The organism is Nitrosopumilus oxyclinae, assembly GCF_013407165.1.
Lineage (GTDB): Archaea > Thermoproteota > Nitrososphaeria > Nitrososphaerales > Nitrosopumilaceae > Nitrosopumilus > Nitrosopumilus oxyclinae.
This window is the reverse complement of the sequence record NZ_CP026994.1, coordinates 54,542-73,685: the sequence shown is the minus strand read 5'-3', so window position 1 is coordinate 73,685 and position 19,144 is coordinate 54,542. Positions and strand designations below refer to the sequence as shown.

The following is a 19,144-nucleotide window of genomic DNA, read 5'->3' as shown; positions in this document are numbered from 1 at the left end:
TATTTTTATAAATAACTATGAAAATGCAGTAATTGTTTCAGAGTGATATCTATATTTGATTTTTACATCTACACTTTCTGATGCATGTGCTTGTTGTACAAATCCATCTTCAGTTTCTAATGATACACTCCATTGTCCTACAATTGGATCAATTGATGTAATTGAGAATCTCTCAAGTGCATTGTCTGGTCCTGAATATCTGACTCTGAGTATTTGGTCACCATATGGAACACTCTCCATTCCACCACGTTTTCCTCTAGTACTTTCATTAACTAGGCATTCATCTGTACCACCAATGATACACTGTCCTTGAGGATCAGTTACAGTAAATCTAAGTTCAGAATTAGCATTAGATGCGTAGACTAGTGCAGGATCTGCAAGTATTGTGTCATCTCTCTGTATTACTTGTAATGCTGGCATTTCATTTGCAGATACTGTTACAGTCTTTGGATGGGTTGCAAGTATTGATGTTGCTGTACTGACTTTGCTATCATACAATTCAACTAGACCCTGAATATCATATTCAACATATACATCAGATTTTGGTGTATTCCAATTGAAGATAATTTGGGTCTGACCTGTTCCAAACATTTGTGATCTCTTTGAGACTACTTCACCATCTACTACCAGTGATACAATTCCATATGATGGTTTATCCTCATTAAACATATAGAATTCTGGTTTTACAATAGAGCCTGATGCCTTGATCGTTGGCATATCAACTTCAACTGCAATATTAGATACACTAGTTGGTTTTGCACCAATGTTATATTGGATTGATTCTGTCTGTGCTTTATCCTCATCAGTAATGTGTATCCAGTAAGTCATTCCAGGTTCTCCCATCCAGAATGATGGGATTGTTCCAGTTACAACATAGGTTGAGTTTGAAACATACAATGGTGTGATATCCATCTTGATTCCAATGTAATCAGAAACTGGTTGTCCCATTGTAATTGATCTCAATTCTACACGTTCTAGTGGTGTTTCACTATCAATGATTGCAGAAACTGTCAAATCTTGGCTGCTGACAAACAAGAATTCTGATTCTGCTGCATCAATTGATGTTGCATTACCAATCTGAATCTTGGTATCAAATATTCTTGCAGCAGCCTCTGAAATTTCTGAGAATATATCATCTGGGAGTGGAACAATAACAGTAGTTCCTTCACATGAAAGTAGTTTAACTGAAGCTTGTACAGTGTTTGATGTATTTCCTATTTCTTCTGTAACTGATACATACATGAATGACTCATCAGATGAAATTGGAAGTTCATAGAGATATCTATCTACAGTAATGAATTTGTTTTGTTCCTCATATGGTTGGATTTCAGCTAATTTGGCAAATACAACTCCAGATTTTGCAGTAGTTACTTTGACAGTTGGTGGCATATCTGCATCACTTGAAACTATGATTCTTGCCATATTCTCTGAACATTTGTCATATGAAATCTCGTTAATTGTTAATGGACTTGCTAGAATTCCTCCAAATCCGCCAGAACTAGTACCTCCACTACTTCTACCAGCGCCACTTCCTGCACTGCTTCCAGTACTTCCAGTACCTCCAGTACCTCCAGTACCTCCAGTACCTCCAGTACCAGAGCTCTTCTTTGAGGATACTGATTTCTTGGAATAGTGATCAGATTCAAACTCTACATCACAATAATTAGAATTAATTGTTGATGGTGTATTTGATAAAACTGTATCAATTCCTGCAGTCCATACTCCACCTACAAGTGTATGAACTTCAACATCTGCACATCCATTTGCAAGTGTGATAATATCAGTAGATATTGGTTTTGGTACTAATACTGTCATAACTGGTTTTGATTTAAAGTTAGAAGAATTACCAAAGTTAAATCCAACTACATCATCTTCATATCTGTATTTGACATCAATTTCTAATTCCAATTCATTTGTAATTCCACTACTTGCTAATGTTGGTGAATTAATGTGACCATCATCAACCTCAATTACCACCCAATCCTTAGTAAAGATTCCAACAGAAGTTGAACTTGCATTTGTTGTGATATCAAGTTTTGATATACCTCCAAAGCTAGGAATAAGGCTTGACTCTACAGGGAATATCATTTGTTTTCCAGGAACAATGTTTTTGATTGGTGGAGTAGAAATTATTTGGTGTGATGGTTCTATAGATACTGCTAGAGGAATAATTGCAGTTAGAGAGCTATTAGATGAGAGAGTGTATTTTGGAATCTTTATTGTGTTTTGTACAACAGTTCCACTTGTTCCAACTGCATAAGAATTATCATATTTTATGTTTGATTGTTGTGAAATGGCAGTCTGTATACCGGATGTATTATTCACACCAACTCTAATTATTTTTAGAGATTGAGTTGATGTGTTGATTGTTGTAGTGGATGCACCTTCTACAACTGTTGCTGTAAATCCCTCTAGAACTGCAAGCTGAGTTGCATTAAGATTTGGTGATGTTTTTGATGGTTGTGGAGGAAGCATCGATAAATCAGTTGCAGTACTAAATAATTCAAATTCTACAAGAGGATTTACATCATCTCCACCTACTGAGATAGTAGCCTCATCAACATCTACTGAATTTCCACTTGGAACAGTAGTCATTACAATATCATAATCCCTTACTGGGACTTCCAGAATTTGTATCTCTCCTAATGTCCCGTTTACATCAAGTCCCATATTATCTGTAATACTTAGACTTCCAGTTCCAGTTATTGGATTTGGAGTAATTGAGAATGCCGCGCTACCAATCAATAGAGAATCTCTAGTAACTCTAATTTTTAAAGTTCCTTCAAACTTGAGATCTTCATCATCTAGTGGTAGTAACTCTGTGAGTGAGACAATGATTGTGTTGATTGTTTCTACTGTACCGTCATCTAGTGGTAGTGACTCTGTTAGAGAGATGTTGAATGTTCTGTTGATGTCATCTACTAGGGAGAGTGACTCTGTTAGAGAGATGTTAATGATTGCAGTAGGATCAACTGTACCGTCATCTAGTGGTAGTGACTCTGTTAGAGAGACAGGTATGTTTCTGTTGATGTCATCTACTAGGGAGAGTGACTCTGTTAGGGATACACTTAGTGTACTAGTGGTTTCTACTGTACCGTCATCTAGTGGTAGTGACTCTGTTAGAGAGACAGGTATGTTTCTGTTGATGTCATCTACTAGTGTCAAGTTTTCTGTGAGTGATACAATGATTGTGTTGATTGTTTCTACTGTACCGTCATCTAGTGGTAGTGACTCTGTTAGAGAGACAGGTATGTTTCTGTTGATGTCATCTACTAGGGAGAGTGACTCTGTTAGGGATACACTTAGTGTACTAGTGGTTTCTACTGTACCGTCATCTAGTGGTAGTGACTCTGTTAGAGAGATGTTGAATGTTCTGTTGATGTCATCTACTAGTGTCAAGTTTTCTGTGAGTGATACAATGATTGTGTTGATTGTTTCTACTGTACCGTCATCTAGTGGTAGTGACTCTGTTAGAGAGACAGGTATGTTTCTGTTGATGTCATCTACTAGGGAGAGTGACTCTGTTAGGGATACACTTAGTGTACTAGTGGTTTCTACTGTACCGTCATCTAGTGGTAGTGACTCTGTTAGAGAGACAGGTATGTTTCTGTTGATGTCATCTACTAGGGAGAGTGACTCTGTTAGGGATACACTTAGTGTACTAGTGGTTTCTACTGTACCGTCATCTAGTGGTAGTGACTCTGTTAGAGAGACAGGTATGTTTCTGTTGATGTCATCTACTAGGGAGAGTGACTCTGTTAGGGATACACTTAGTGTACTAGTGGTTTCTACTGTACCGTCATCTAGTGGTAGTGACTCTGTTAGAGAGATGTTGAATGTTCTGTTGATGTCATCTACTAGTGTCAAGTTTTCTGTGAGTGATACAATGATTGTGTTGATTGTTTCTACTGTACCGTCATCTAGTGGTAGTGACTCTGTTAGAGAGACAGGTATGTTTCTGTTGATGTCATCTACTAGGGAGAGTGACTCTGTTAGGGATACACTTAGTGTACTAGTGGTTTCTACTGTACCGTCATCTAGTGGTAGTGACTCTGTTAGAGAGACAGGTATGTTTCTGTTGATGTCATCTACTAGTGTCAAGTTTTCTGTGAGTGATACAATGATTGTGTTGATTGTTTCTACTGTACCGTCATCTAGTGGTAGTGACTCTGTTAGAGAGACAGGTATGTTTCTGTTGATGTCATCTACTAGGGAGAGTGACTCTGTTAGGGATACACTTAGTGTACTAGTGGTTTCTACTGTACCGTCATCTAGTGGTAGTGACTCTGTTAGAGAGACAGGTATGTTTCTGTTGATGTCATCTACTAGTGTCAAGTTTTCTGTGAGTGATACAATGATTGTGTTGATTGTTTCTACTGTACCGTCATCTAGTGGTAGTGACTCTGTTAGAGAGACAGGTATGTTTCTGTTGATGTCATCTACTAGGGAGAGTGACTCTGTTAGGGATACACTTAGTGTACTAGTGGTTTCTACTGTACCGTCATCTAGTGGTAGTGACTCTGTTAGAGAGACAGGTATGTTTCTGTTGATGTCATCTACTAGTGTCAAGTTTTCTGTGAGTGATACAATGATTGTGTTGATTGTTTCTACTGTACCGTCATCTAGTGGTAGTGACTCTGTTAGAGAGACAGGTATGTTTCTGTTGATGTCATCTACTAGGGAGAGTGACTCTGTTAGAGGATACACTTAGTGTACTAGTGGTTCTGTTGACTGTACCATCTACTAGTGGTAGAGTGACTCTGTTAGAGAGACAGGTATGTTTCTGTTGATGTCATCTACTAGGGAGAGTGACTCTGTTAGAGAGATGTTAATGATTGCAGTAGGATCAACTGTACCGTCATCTAGTGGTAGTGACTCTGTTAGAGAGACAGGTATGTTTCTGTTGATGTCATCTACTAGGAAGAGTGACTCTGTTAGAGAGATGTTGAATGTTCTGTTGATGTCATCTACTAGGGAGAGTGACTCTGTTAGAGAGACAGGTATGTTTCTGTTGATGTCATCTACTAGGGAGAGTGACTCTGTTAGAGAGATGTTAATGATTGCAGTAGGATCAACTGTACCGTCATCTAGTGGTAGTGACTCTGTTAGAGAGACAGGTATGTTTCTGTTGATGTCATCTACTAGGGAGAGTGACTCTGTTAGAGAGATGTTGAATGTTCTGTTGATGTCATCTACTAGGGAGAGTGACTCTGTTAGAGAGACAGGTATGTTTCTGTTGATGTCATCTACTAGGGAGAGTGACTCTGTTAGAGAGATGTTGAATGTTCTGTTGATGTCATCTACTAGGGAGAGTGACTCTGTTAGAGAGACAGGTATGTTTCTGTTGATGTCATCTACTAGGGAGAGTGACTCTGTTAGAGAGATGTTGAATGTTCTGTTGATGTCATCTACTAGGGAGAGTGACTCTGTTAGAGAGACAGGTATGTTTCTGTTGATGTCATCTACTAGGGAGAGTGACTCTGTTAGAGAGATGTTAATGATTGCAGTAGGATCAACTGTACCGTCATCTAGTGGTAGTGACTCTGTTAGAGAGACAGGTATGTTTCTGTTGATGTCATCTACTAGGGAGAGTGACTCTGTTAGAGAGATGTTGAATGTTCTGTTGATGTCATCTACTAGGGAGAGTGACTCTGTTAGAGAGATGTTGAATGTTCTGTTGATGTCATCTACTAGTGTCAAGTTTTCAGTTAGTGATACAGTGAATGTCTTGGCAATAGTATCTTGAAGTGAAAGTGATTCTGTTAGAGAGATGTTGAATGTTTTGGCAATAGTATCTTGAAGTGAAAGTGATTCTGTTAGAGAGATGTTGAATGTTTTGGCAATAGTATCTTGAAGTGAAAGTGATTCTGTTAGAGAGATGTTGAATGTTCTGTTGATGTCATCTACTAGGGAGAGTGATTCTGTTAGAGAGATGTTAATGATTGCAGTAGGATCAACTGTACCGTCATCTAGTGGTAGTGACTCTGTTAGAGAGACAGGTATGTTTCTGTTGATGTCATCTACTAGGGAGAGTGACTCTGTTAGAGAGATGTTGAATGTTCTGTTGATGTCATCTACTAGGGAGAGTGACTCTGTTAGAGAGATGTTGAATGTTCTGTTGATGTCATCTACTAGTGTCAAGTTTTCAGTTAGTGATACAGTGAATGTCTTGGCAATAGTATCTTGAAGTGAAAGTGATTCTGTTAGAGAGATGTTGAATGTTTTGGCAATAGTATCTTGAAGTGAAAGTGATTCTGTTAGAGAGATGTTGAATGTTTTGGCAATAGTATCTTGAAGTGAAAGTGATTCTGTTAGAGAGATGTTGAATGTTCTGTTGATGTCATCTACTAGGGAGAGTGATTCTGTTAGAGAGATGTTGAATGTTTTGGCAATAGTATCTTGAAGTGAAAGTGATTCTGTTAGAGAGATGTTGAATGTTCTGTTGATGTCATCTACTAGGGAGAGTGACTCTGTTAGAGAGATGTTGAATGTTCTGTTGATGTCATCTACTAGGGAGAGTGACTCTGTTAGAGAGATGTTGAATGTTTTGGCAATAGTATCTACTAGTGTCAAGTTTTCAGTTAGTGATACAGTGAATGTCTTGGCAATAGTATCTTGAAGTGAAAGTGATTCTGTTAGAGAGATGTTGAATGTTCTGTTGATGTCATCTACTAGGGAGAGTGACTCTGTTAGAGAGATGTTGAATGTTCTGTTGATGTCATCTACTAGGGAGAGTGACTCTGTTAGAGAGATGTTGAATGTTCTGTTGATGTCATCTACTAGTGTCAAGTTTTCAGTTAGTGATACAGTAAATATCTTGGCAATAGTATCTTGAAGTGAAAGTGATTCTGTTAGAGAGATGTTGAATGTTCTGTTGATGTCATCTACTAGGGAGAGTGACTCTGTTAGAGAGATGTTGAATGTTCTGTTGATGTCATCTACTAGGGAGAGTGACTCTGTTAGAGAGATGTTGAATGTTTTGGCAATAGTATCTACTAGTGTCAAGTTTTCAGTTAGTGATACAGTGAATGTCTTGGCAATAGTATCTTGAAGTGAAAGTGATTCTGTTAGAGAGATGTTGAATGTTCTGTTGATGTCATCTACTAGGGAGAGTGATTCTGTTAGAGAGATGTTGAATGTTTTGGCAATAGTATCTTGAAGTGAAAGTGATTCTGTTAGAGAGATGTTGAATGTTCTGTTGATGTCATCTACTAGGGAGAGTGATTCTGTTAGAGAGATGTTGAATGTTTTGGCAATAGTATCTTGAAGTGAAAGTGATTCTGTTAGAGAGATGTTGAATGTTCTGTTGATGTCATCTACTAGTGTCAAGTTTTCAGCTAAGGATACAGTGAATGTTCTGTTGATGTCATCTACTAGTGTCAAGTTTTCAGTTAGTGATACAGTGAATGTCTTGGCAATAGTATCTTGAAGTGAAAGTGATTCTGTTAGAGAGATGTTGAATGTTCTGTTGATGTCATCTACTAGGGAGAGTGACTCTGTTAGAGAGATGTTGAATGTTCTGTTGATGTCATCTACTAGGGAGAGTGACTCTGTTAGAGAGATGTTGAATGTTTTGGCAATAGTATCTACTAGTGTCAAGTTTTCAGTTAGTGATACAGTAAATGTCTTGGCAATAGCATCTTGAAGTGAAAGTGATTCTGTTAGAGAGATGTTGAATGTTCTGTTGATGTCATCTACTAGGGAGAGTGACTCTGTTAGAGAGATGTTGAATGTTCTGTTGATGTCATCTACTAGGGAGAGTGACTCTGTTAGAGAGATGTTGAATGTTTTGGCAATAGTATCTACTAGTGTCAAGTTTTCAGTTAGTGATACAGTGAATGTCTTGGCAATAGTATCTTGAAGTGAAAGTGATTCTGTTAGAGAGATGTTGAATGTTCTGTTGATGTCATCTACTAGGGAGAGTGACTCTGTTAGAGAGATGTTGAATGTTCTGTTGATGTCATCTACTAGGGAGAGTGACTCTGTTAGAGAGATGTTGAATGTTTTGGCAATAGTATCTACTAGTGTCAAGTTTTCAGTTAGTGATACAGTAAATGTCTTGGCAATAGTATCTTGAAGTGAAAGTGATTCTGTTAGAGAGATGTTGAATGTTCTGTTGATGTCATCTACTAGGGAGAGTGATTCTGTTAGAGAGATGTTGAATGTTTTGGCAATAGTATCTTGAAGTGAAAGTGATTCTGTTAGAGAGATGTTGAATGTTCTGTTGATGTCATCTACTAGGGAGAGTGACTCTGTTAGAGAGATGTTGAATGTTTTGGCAATAGTATCTTGAAGTGAAAGTGATTCTGTTAGAGAGATGTTGAATGTTCTGTTGATGTCATCTACTAGTGTCAAGTTTTCAGCTAAGGATACAGTGAATGTTCTGTTGATGTCATCTACTAGTGTCAAGTTTTCAGTTAGTGATACAGTAAATGTCTTGGCAATAGTATCTTGAAGTGAAAGTGATTCTGTTAGAGAGACAGGTATGTTTCTGTTGATGTCATCTACTAGGGAGAGTGACTCTGTTAGAGAGATGTTGAATGTTCTGTTGATGTCATCTACTAGGGAGAGTGACTCTGTTAGAGAGATGTTGAATGTTTTGGCAATAGTATCTACTAGTGTCAAGTTTTCAGTTAGTGATACAGTGAATGTCTTGGCAATAGTATCTTGAAGTGAAAGTGATTCTGTTAGAGAGATGTTGAATGTTTTGGCAATAGTATCTTGAAGTGAAAGTGATTCTGTTAGAGAGATGTTGAATGTTCTGTTGATGTCATCTACTAGGGAGAGTGACTCTGTTAGAGAGATGTTGAATGTTTTGGCAATAGTATCTACTAGTGTCAAGTTTTCAGTTAGTGATACAGTGAATGTCTTGGCAATAGTATCTTGAAGTGAAAGTGATTCTGTTAGAGAGATGTTGAATGTTTTGGCAATAGTATCTTGAAGTGAAAGTGATTCTGTTAGAGAGATGTTGAATGTTCTGTTGATGTCATCTACTAGGGAGAGTGACTCTGTTAGAGAGATGTTGAATGTTTTGGCAATAGTATCTACTAGTGTCAAGTTTTCAGTTAGTGATACAGTGAATGTTCTGTTGATGTCATCTACTAGTGTCAAGTTTTCAGTTAGTGATACAGTAAATGTCTTGGCAATAGTATCTTGAAGTGAAAGTGATTCTGTTAGAGAGATGTTGAATGTTCTGTTGATGTCATCTACTAGGGAGAGTGACTCTGTTAGAGAGACAGGTATGTTTCTATTGATGTCGTCTACTAGTGAGAGAGACTCATCTAGGGATACAGATACTGCATTCATAGTCTCAACTGTACCATCATTAAATGATAAATTCTCAGTGAGGGATACAGATACTGCATTCATAGTCTCAACTGTACCATCATTAAATGATAAATTCTCATTTAGAGTTAATCTAAGATCAATTGATACATCATCAGAAAATGAGAAACTTTCAACAGGTGATATACTAATTACTCTTGAACGAGGCCATTGTACAACACTGAAAGAATAAGATTGCTCTTCACCAGAGTCTGATTGCCAGAAATCAACTGTAGTAGAATCAGTAAGGTCTGCTACAATTGTACCACTTGGATAATTAGTAGATGTGCCATCAGAGTTTGATGTAAATCCAAGAATTGAAGTTTCATCAATACCATATGTAAGAGAATTAATGGATCTTTGCCAGTTCTCCTCTTCTGGTGGATTAGGATCTACAGTGTTTAATTGATCAGTTGGTTGTTGATGCTCTACGATCATCTTCTTTCCAGTTTGTGCATTAGAGTTAGAAAGAACCCATACAACTCTGTTCATATTACTATCATATGTACAAGCATCAGTAGCAGTTTCGTGGTAAAATGATACAGTTGTAGTATCAGATAACCATACTCTTTCACCAGTTTCACAAAGACCATCTGATGCAGTGTTATCTGCATTTCTTTGCTGAGCTTGTAATACAAATGCACGTGAAAGATCACCTACATCCGTAATTGATTGTGTTTGTATTGGAGAAGGAGAATCAGAGCCAACTTTTTCAACTCTTTGAAGATTCCATGCAGAACCAGTAAATTCTACAACAGCATATGAAACATCAAGTGATACAGAATTTACTGCAGTTCTATTAAAGACAGGTACGTTGCTTGCACCACTCCACTCAGTAGTAACAAGAGAAGAATCATAGTCAGTTGCACCACCATCAGAGCTAACACCAGTAATAATTACTGCGACATCATTATCATCTGCTGCACCTCCACTAATTGTAGCTCCTGCTACATTAGCAGTTGTAGTTCCAAATGAAACAATACCTGTATCTAATACTTTCATCTCGTTTGGACCTCCTGCAGGACCAATGTATTCTAGAATCTGCCATGCAACTCTGTTATCATTAGTAGAACCAGATCTTGCAAATGTAACAGTACCTGCAGTAGTTAAACCACCATCATTTGACACATGGGTCATAAAGTTATCTGGAGTTTGAACACCGCCATTAGTCGTATCACCTGAACCTGTTTGTCTTGTACTTGTGTGCATAATGAAACAGTCACCTGTACATACATCAAAATTTGCACCACCAGAACTAGTAATTGTTCCAGTAGTAGATGCAGCACTTATTGTAAATGTACCATGTTGTGTCTTAAAGTCAGGATTTGAAGATCGAAATACTTCACTAATAGGAATTTCATCATCAAACACTAATGATTCAACAAGTGTGAGAGTTTTATCATGAGTAAATTCTACAGAATCAACTAGTAACAATGATTCTTGTGGTTTAATTGGTAGAATTAAGACAGATACTGTTCCATCATCAAATGAAAATGATTCAGCAAGATTAGATAGAACTTGACCGTCCTTGTCTACAAATACAGGGCTATCAACTAGAGATAATGATTCTACAAGTTCAACTCTAGCATCATTTACAACTTCAACAACATCAGAAATTGTTAGAGATTCAGTGTATGGCTTGTCTACAAGGATAATGTCAGCTAATCCCAAATCTTCAGCAAGTGATAAAGATATGATTTTTGAACGAGGCCATTGTACAACACTGAAAGAGTATTTTTGTTGTTGTGTATCAGAGTCTGATTGCCAGAAATCAACCGTAGTAGAATCAGTAAGTTCTGCAATAACCCATCCTCTAGGAAATGCACTACCACTACCATCAGAGTTTGATGTCAAACCAAGAATTGCCGTCTCATCAGTACCATATGTAAGAGAATTAATTGATACTTGCCAATTATCTTCTTCTAATCCTCCTGGAGCTCGAGTTGGTTGTTGATGCTCTACGATCATCTTCTTTCCAGTTTGTGCATTAGAGTTAGAAAGAATCCATACAACTTCGTTTATGTTATGACCCTCATAATCACAACCAGTATCAGCATCGTGAGCAAATGATAAAGTATCAGTGTCAGATAACCATACCTGCTCACCCATTTCACAAAGACCATCTGTATCATTAGTATCGGGGCTTCTTTGCTGAGCTTGTAAGATAAAAGCACGAGAAAGATCACCTACATCATCAATTGATTCAGTTTGTTCTGCATTAGAAGGAATATCAGTTCCTAAATGTTCTATTCTTTGCAAATCCCAGTTCTTACCAGTAAATTCAACTACAGCATATGAAACATCAATTGCATCAGTTGTTGAAGTTCTATTAAAGACAGGTACGTTGCTTGCACCCTTCCATTCAGTAGTGACTAATCCTGCTGTATAGGCATTTACACCAGCATTAGTGTTTGAAACACCTGTAATGATTACTGCAACATCATCATCATCTGCTGCACCACCACTAATTGTAGCACCTGCTGCATTAGCAGTTGTAGCTCCAAGTGAAACAGTACCTGTATCTAATACTTTCATCTCGTTTGGACCACCTGCAAGACCAATGTATTCTAGAATCTGCCATGCAACTCTGTTATCAGGATTTGTATTGTCTGCTCTGGTAAATGTAACAGTACCAGCAACAGTTAGACCTGCATCACTAGAGATGTATGTTGTAACATCATTTGCATCCTGAGTACCACCACCAGATGTAGTACCCATACCAGAATGTCTTGAACTTACTTGCATAATGAAACAATCACCTGTACATACATCAAAGTCTGCACCACCAGAACTAGTTATTGTATCATCAAAATCATTAGCAGGTATTACTACAGTACCATGTTGTATCTTAAAGTCAGGATTGGATGGAACAAATGCTTCTCCAATTATAGAATCAGATAATGTAAGGGATTCTGTAAGAGAGAAAGGAGCATTTCGATTAACAATATCATCTAATGAGAGTGATTCTTGTAGCGAAATTGGAAGAACTTGTGCTCTAGTAATATCTGCTCCAAATATCAAATCTTCTGCTAAGGTAACAAGAACTTCACCGTCCTTGTCTACAAATATAGGATCATCAACTAGAGATAATGATTCATCAAGTGTGAATTTAGCCATTTTTGTAGCTATAACAACATCTGAAAGTGCTAATGATTCTGCTGTATTCTTAATCAATACTGTTTCTATGACGTCTGAAAGAGGTAGTGATTCTTCCAATGGTGGATTGCTTATAGTCAAAGCATGAATTGTAAGATATGTTTGGCCTGCGATAGTATGAGTATCAGTGCCAGTACCAAGGTCAGATGTTTTGAGACTAACTACTCTAACCTTGTCATCTTTTCCTAACTCCAACATACAACTTGATGATGAAGTTATTTTTCTGTGATCCTCACCAGCATTGCTTCCTCTACTAAAACCGTCACCAAAACATGCTTTAGCATCTACAAATCCAGTACCATCATCAACTTGTACTCTGGTTATTTGTTTAAATCTGTCACCAGTACTAGTACCATCTTTTACAGAATCAACTCCATATGCAATATGATATAGTCCAGCAACGTTAATTGTAATATCTTCAGTTGGAGATGATGGCGTTCCAGTAAATGTGAAATGACTTCCTATCTCATCAGACGTATCCCAATCAATTAGAACATCACTTGAAATAACATCAATGTTAAGTCCACCAGTAGCGTTGTAAACTCTTAGAACATTTGCAGAAGTGTTTGGTCCAAGAAATTCAACATCAAGATGATAATCAGTAGCAGTTGAAGTTCCTGCTATTTCATCTTCTAAAACAATCTTTAATTCATCGCCTGCATTTAGCTCAAGAATTGCAGATGCTGTTGGTGCACCAAAATTAATACCATCTCCACCTCTAATGTATGTAAGACTACTACCATACACATCATCAACAAATGAGCCACCAGTGTTTGTTTGTATTTTACCAATTATGCTAGTTCTTGCAGTTCCTGGGAGTTCAACAAGAGCACTGTATGATACCTTGTAGAATCCATCTTCATCTACTGTAATTTCTGCATTAGCAGATGAACCATCAAAGGTAAATGTACTAGCATTATAGGTTATAATATCTGCATCAAGGAACGTCATATCAGCTGGAGTGGCAGTAACAGATAGTGTACCTCCTGATTTACTAAGAGAGATTGTAGGATTTTCAACCTTTACCATTGATAGCCAGTTTCTATTGTCTGTGAATACGTAGCCATCTGGATCAGATACATCAGATACTTTGGATAAACCAAGTCTAATGGAACCGTTTGCATCAAGTTTTACTAGACATTCACCAGAGAATGCAACACCATCAGAGTTTTCTGAATTTCTATCATATGCAGAATCATAACATGACATTCCATCTCCAATACCATAGCCGCCAATACCATCAGTATCATTTTGGATAAATGAAACTGCTTGCCATCTACCAACATCAATTTGTCCTTGTGCTATGCTTAATCCGTAATTGACTCTGTATGTTCCTGCTTCTGTTGCATTGATTGAAATACATCCAGTATCCTCCAAACCATCACAACCACCAGCACCACTGTTGTGTGTGAAAATTGAATCTTGTCTCTCAGCTGCTTCATCCCAACCAGGAAATACTGCATTAGTAGTTGCCATATCATCTTCAGTATCAGGCGAACCAAATACAATAGGACTACCATACAAAGTAATTGCCTGTGGGCCATTTGGAACAAATGCAGAGTTGTGTGCAAATGCTGTCTTGTTACCAAACTGGAACATCAAATGATGTTTAAATGGAGTTAGAACTTGTGATTCCTCAAATCCTTCCTCTGTACTAGAATAATTGTAATAAGTAATTGTGTTACCATTTACAATTGGATTAAGTGTATGAGTACCGTTGTTTAGCTCCAAGAATTTTAAATCATCAGGGGATACAGTGCCAAATGTTGTTCCATTAACTGCAGTGATTGTTAGATCAGCAGTACCATTTGTTGTAAATCTTACTTTCCAGTTTCCGCCTACTGCAGGATAGCTTTGAACATTAATGATTTCAAGATCTGCTTCTATGTCAAATTCTTGCTCTGATAATTGTGGAACTATCCATTTCATCTGATCTATAATTCCATTTACATCAGAATCGACAAATTCTACTGCAAATCTTGGATCATCTGTAACATTTACTCTGGTATTGTTAATGTTCCAGAATAGTTTGAAATCAGTTCCTGCCTCTACTAGATCTTCTGGAAGATCAGAATATGCTGTGACATTGGTATAGTGTAATGCTGATTTGTGGGAAACTGTAACCTTTTTGTTGAATTTGTCATTATCAGAGTTATCCTCCTCTACAGTAGTTGGTGCAGGTGTAGTAAAGGTCAACTCTACATTATCATCTGTATTGTTAAGAACCAAGACTTTGAGAGGCATGTTTTGTTGTAGCATCTTACCTACTTGTTGAAGAGATGCAAGAGGAACAATAACTGAAATTTTCTCTAGTTTGTCCTCTAGTTTGTCTTCTAGCTTGTCTAATTTTTCATTTAGTTTGTCGAGTTTTTTGTGTGCTTTGGCATTGTCAAGGTTTGCATAGTATGAAATCTTTTCATTTGTATTGTTGATGTTTGATTCAATTGTTTGAACAGAGTCAACTAGTCTAAAGAATTTCTTTAGATCTTTGTTTGAAATATCAGCATCATCATATAGTCCTGTGTATGTGGAATTCGTTTGTACGTAGTTTTTGGAATCAAAGATTATATTTTCTGAAGTGTTACTGAAAGATTTAATCATAAGAATTTCTGCATCTGCTGGAATTTCTACTGCAACAGAATCAGTGTAATTTGAGAATGTTACATCATGTGTCCATGTAACCTGTTTATTGATTTCAATTGTGTCATGCTCTAGTATGATATCAGATGTAACATTATTTGCTGTGAATGTATAATTGCTAGAGAGTAATTTAGAATTTAATGATAGGGATTCTGATAGAGTAACTAGATTAATGTCATTAATTGATATTGAAAGTACATCAGAGAAGGACAATGATTCAGAAATGATTTGTATGTCGTCATTTCTTGTTGTATCATAAGGAATGATTGTTGCTACTACAACATCAGAGAAGGACAATGATTCAGAAATGATTTGTATGTCGTCATTTCTTGTTGTATCATAAGGAATGATTGTTGCTACTACAACATCAGAAAATACTATTACATCAACTGATGATTGATTTGAATCACCATTAATCTTGTATGATACATAATCAGAAAATGATAGTGATTGTACTGCTAATGGAGCAGTTGATGTAATGTTAATTGGTGCAACATAGACAGTTTCAGATACTGTTGAATTATTTACAAATACTGTAAGTACATCAGTGAAAGATAAAAGTTGAGATTCGAAAGGAATGTTGTAATTCTCAGATGGCACTACATAACCGGCGTAAATCTCCTTGATTTGTGCCTGTGAAAGGGCTTCTTTGTATACTAAAACATCATCAATTGTTCCTGAAAAGTGATTTGAGAGGGATACCTTGCTTCTAAGTGTGTTAAGATATGCACCGATGATCAAATCAGAATCATTTTCTGCAATTTCAGCAGATACTGTTGAAACTTCTCCTTCTAAAATTGTAAATGATTCAGGAATTATTGTTTGTGATTCTAGATTACCATTTAGATATAATGAAAGTTCTGTTCCATTGATTACTGCAACTAAATGTGACCAATCATGTACTTCTGTTGTGCCAGAAATTTTTGTCCATGTTATTCCATCAAAGATTGCAAATGTTGAAACTTTCTCAGGTGAATAAATATTATTAATTCCAAGAACAAATGAATTTTCTTTAGATACAACTGCAAATTCTGCTGAACCAGATGTGTAAGATGGATTAATCCATGTAGATATTGTTAATTGGTTTAGTTCTTCATTTAATGATTCTTCTACAATTGGAATATATCCTTGTGTATCATTAAATATGAATAATGAATCAGTTGCATTTAGTGAATCAATAGTTGTATCAGTATTTGTTCCATTAATGTTAGTTGAATTAGAAATTGATTTAGGTGTTAATACATCAATAACTACTAGATCTTTTTTATCTTCAATAATTTCTACTATTGTATTATTGTATAATGATTGTATTATAGGTAATGTTTGTAGATAAATTTCTTCTACTTGTTCTGCTGTAAGATAAACATTAAAAATATTAATTTCTTTAATTTCACCAAAGAATTGTTTTGTAACATCATCAAGTGATCTATTATTATCAAGTGATGCACCAATTACAATATCAGATGTAGATTCAATTGTTTCAATTGTTTTAGCTTCGAGTTGTCCATTAATTGTTAATTCAATTTTTTCAATTGATTCATTTGTGTTTGAATGTGTTCCATTTGTATAGATTGATAATGTTGTTCCATTAAATGTTGCAGCAATATGAGACCAATCATCTCCAATTTTTTCAGTTGTTTGAACAGAATGCCATGTGATTCCATCAAATAGAGAGAAAATAGCAATGTGTTTTGGTTCGATATTATTGTTAATTGTTAGAGCAAATGCTCTTTCCTTACTAATTACTGTAAATTCTGCTGAACCGCCGGAATAATCAGGATTTACCCAAGCTGTGATTGAGAGATTTGATATATTGCTAGTCGAATTTCCATTATTTGCAACATATCCATCACCATCTAGAATAAGGCTAGAATCAGTCTCCTCAATGTACACATCTCCAATAAATTGCGAGCCATTCACCTGAGTCTCAAATTGCCAAGATTCCGTGGCATTTGGTAATATTATGGGTACATCTAGAACTGTAGAGTTGGTGCCTATTGTTCCATTGACTGGGATGATGCCTGTAGAGTTGGTGCCTATTGTTCCATTGACTGGGATGATGCCTGTAGAGTTGGTGCCTATTGTTCCATTGACTGGGATGATGCCTGTAGAGTTGGTGCCTATTGTTCCATTGACTGGGATGATGCCTGTAGAGTTGGTGCCTATTGTTCCATTGACTGGGATGATGCCTGTAGAGTTGGTGCCTATTGTTCCATTGACTGGGATGATGCCTGTAGAGTTGGTGCCTATTGTTCCATTGACTGGGATGATGCCTGTAGAGTTGGTGCCTATTGTTCCATTGACTGGGATAACTTCAGTTGTTGTACTGTTAGTAGGAATAACTTCAGTTGTTGTACTGTTAGTAGGAATAACTTCAGTTGTTGTACTGTTAGTAGGAATAACTTCAGTTGTTGTACTGTTAGTAGGAATAACTTCAGTTGTTGTACTGTTAGTAGGAATAACTTCAGTTGTTGTACTGTTAGTGACTATGTTATTGATCAAAGTTTGATTAGATGAAACCTCAGTGGATTCAGTATCTTCAGCTGGTGTAGAAGAAGATGAGGTTGAATCCACTGGGGAATCAGTGCTATCAGAAGTTGTAGCCTCAGAAGTTTCTGTATCTTCAGCTGGTGTAGAAGAAGATGAGATGTCATCTGAGGCAGTTGGTTGAGTAGAAGATGAAACCTCAGTGGATTCAGTATCTTCAGCTGGTGTAGAAGAAGATGAGGTTGAATCCACTGGGGAATCAGTGCTATCAGAAGTTGTAGCCTCAGAAGTTTCTGTATCTTCAGCTGGTGTAGAAGAAGATGAGATGTCATCTGAGGCAGTTGGTTGAGTAGAAGATGAAACCTCAGTGGATTCAGTATCTTCAGCTGGTGTAGAAGAAGATGAGGTTGAATCCACTGGGGAATCAGTGCTATCAGAAGTTGTAGCCTCAGAAGTTTCTGTATCTTCAGCTGGTGTAGAAGAAGATGAGATGTCATCTGAGGCAGTTGTATTATCATAAATTAGTTCATTCATGTCACCAGTATCAGCATAAGCTTCAGGCCAGTAACTTGATGAAATAGAATATGGAGTTACAATAACGGTTGATAAAATAATAAAAACACAAACAAGAGAAAGTAGAGGACGAATTTTTTCAAATTTAAATTTAACATCTTCAGCAAAAATGAATAAAAAGAAAACAAGTGGAGTAAAAATAACAACAACAAAAGAATTATCCAAAATAAAAGATGGCTCAAAATTAGAAATATAATTAAAAATATTTACAAAAGATTGCTCATCAAGAATATTTTCAATTTCTAAAATATCATGTTCTAATAAAGAATCAGAAATTAATTTAAATGGATCAGTAAAAAATATTGTTTGTAAAATATTTGAATCAATTGAAATTAAATCTTCAGATTGTTGTTGACCTAAATTATCAAAATAAAATGATTCAATTTTAAGATTCTTTTTTCTATCATCACGAAGTTTATCTGTCTGTAAAATTCTTTCAACTTTTGGTTGTAATTGAACTGCAACATAATCATAATGAATTTTTTGATCAGATGTTGATGTACTAATTGATAGATCTTCATCAAGATAAATTAATTTTGATGAATATTCTTCAATGAATTGAGACATACTTTCAACTTGTTTTTTTCTTGGATCATCAGTTGAAAATCCCATAGATTCATCAAGATTTACAGAAATAGTTTTTCTTATTTGTGTAGGTGTTTGTTCTATTGATTCATGGTTTGATGAATCAACTGGTGTAATGTCTGCAAATCCAAGTGGTAAACTGGATGTAGCTAACAACAAAATTGCAACAAAAGATAGAAGAGTTCTCAATTAAAAAAATCCTCCACGCAAATATTTGCAAAAATTTCTTGGTGTAGAATTTGATTTGCAAGAATTTGGTGTAGAGAATTCTCTAGAGGATTGAAAAATCCAATAATGCTATCCATAGGATAGTCTAAGGTAAACACCTCATCTTCTTCTACACCAACAAAAAATGATTCACAAAAAGCGATAAAGGAGG

2 protein-coding genes are annotated in these 19,144 nt (G+C 36.4%); both read right to left on the bottom strand.

Annotated features, from left to right (window positions below; genetic code table 11):
- Nucleotides 1–15 precede the first annotated feature (15 nt).
- Nucleotides 16–4,707 carry a leucine-rich repeat domain-containing protein gene (locus tag C5F49_RS00445; RefSeq protein ID WP_179362811.1) on the bottom strand — a complete coding sequence of 1,564 codons (4,692 nt, stop codon included), beginning with the start codon at nt 4,705–4,707 and terminating at the stop codon, nt 16–18.
- Nucleotides 4,708–4,743: 36 nt separating this feature from the next.
- A complete protein-coding gene (locus tag C5F49_RS09780; RefSeq protein ID WP_425489630.1) occupies nt 4,744–18,954 on the bottom strand; it encodes a LamG-like jellyroll fold domain-containing protein in 14,211 nt (4,736 codons plus the stop codon).
- Nucleotides 18,955–19,144 lie beyond the last annotated feature (190 nt).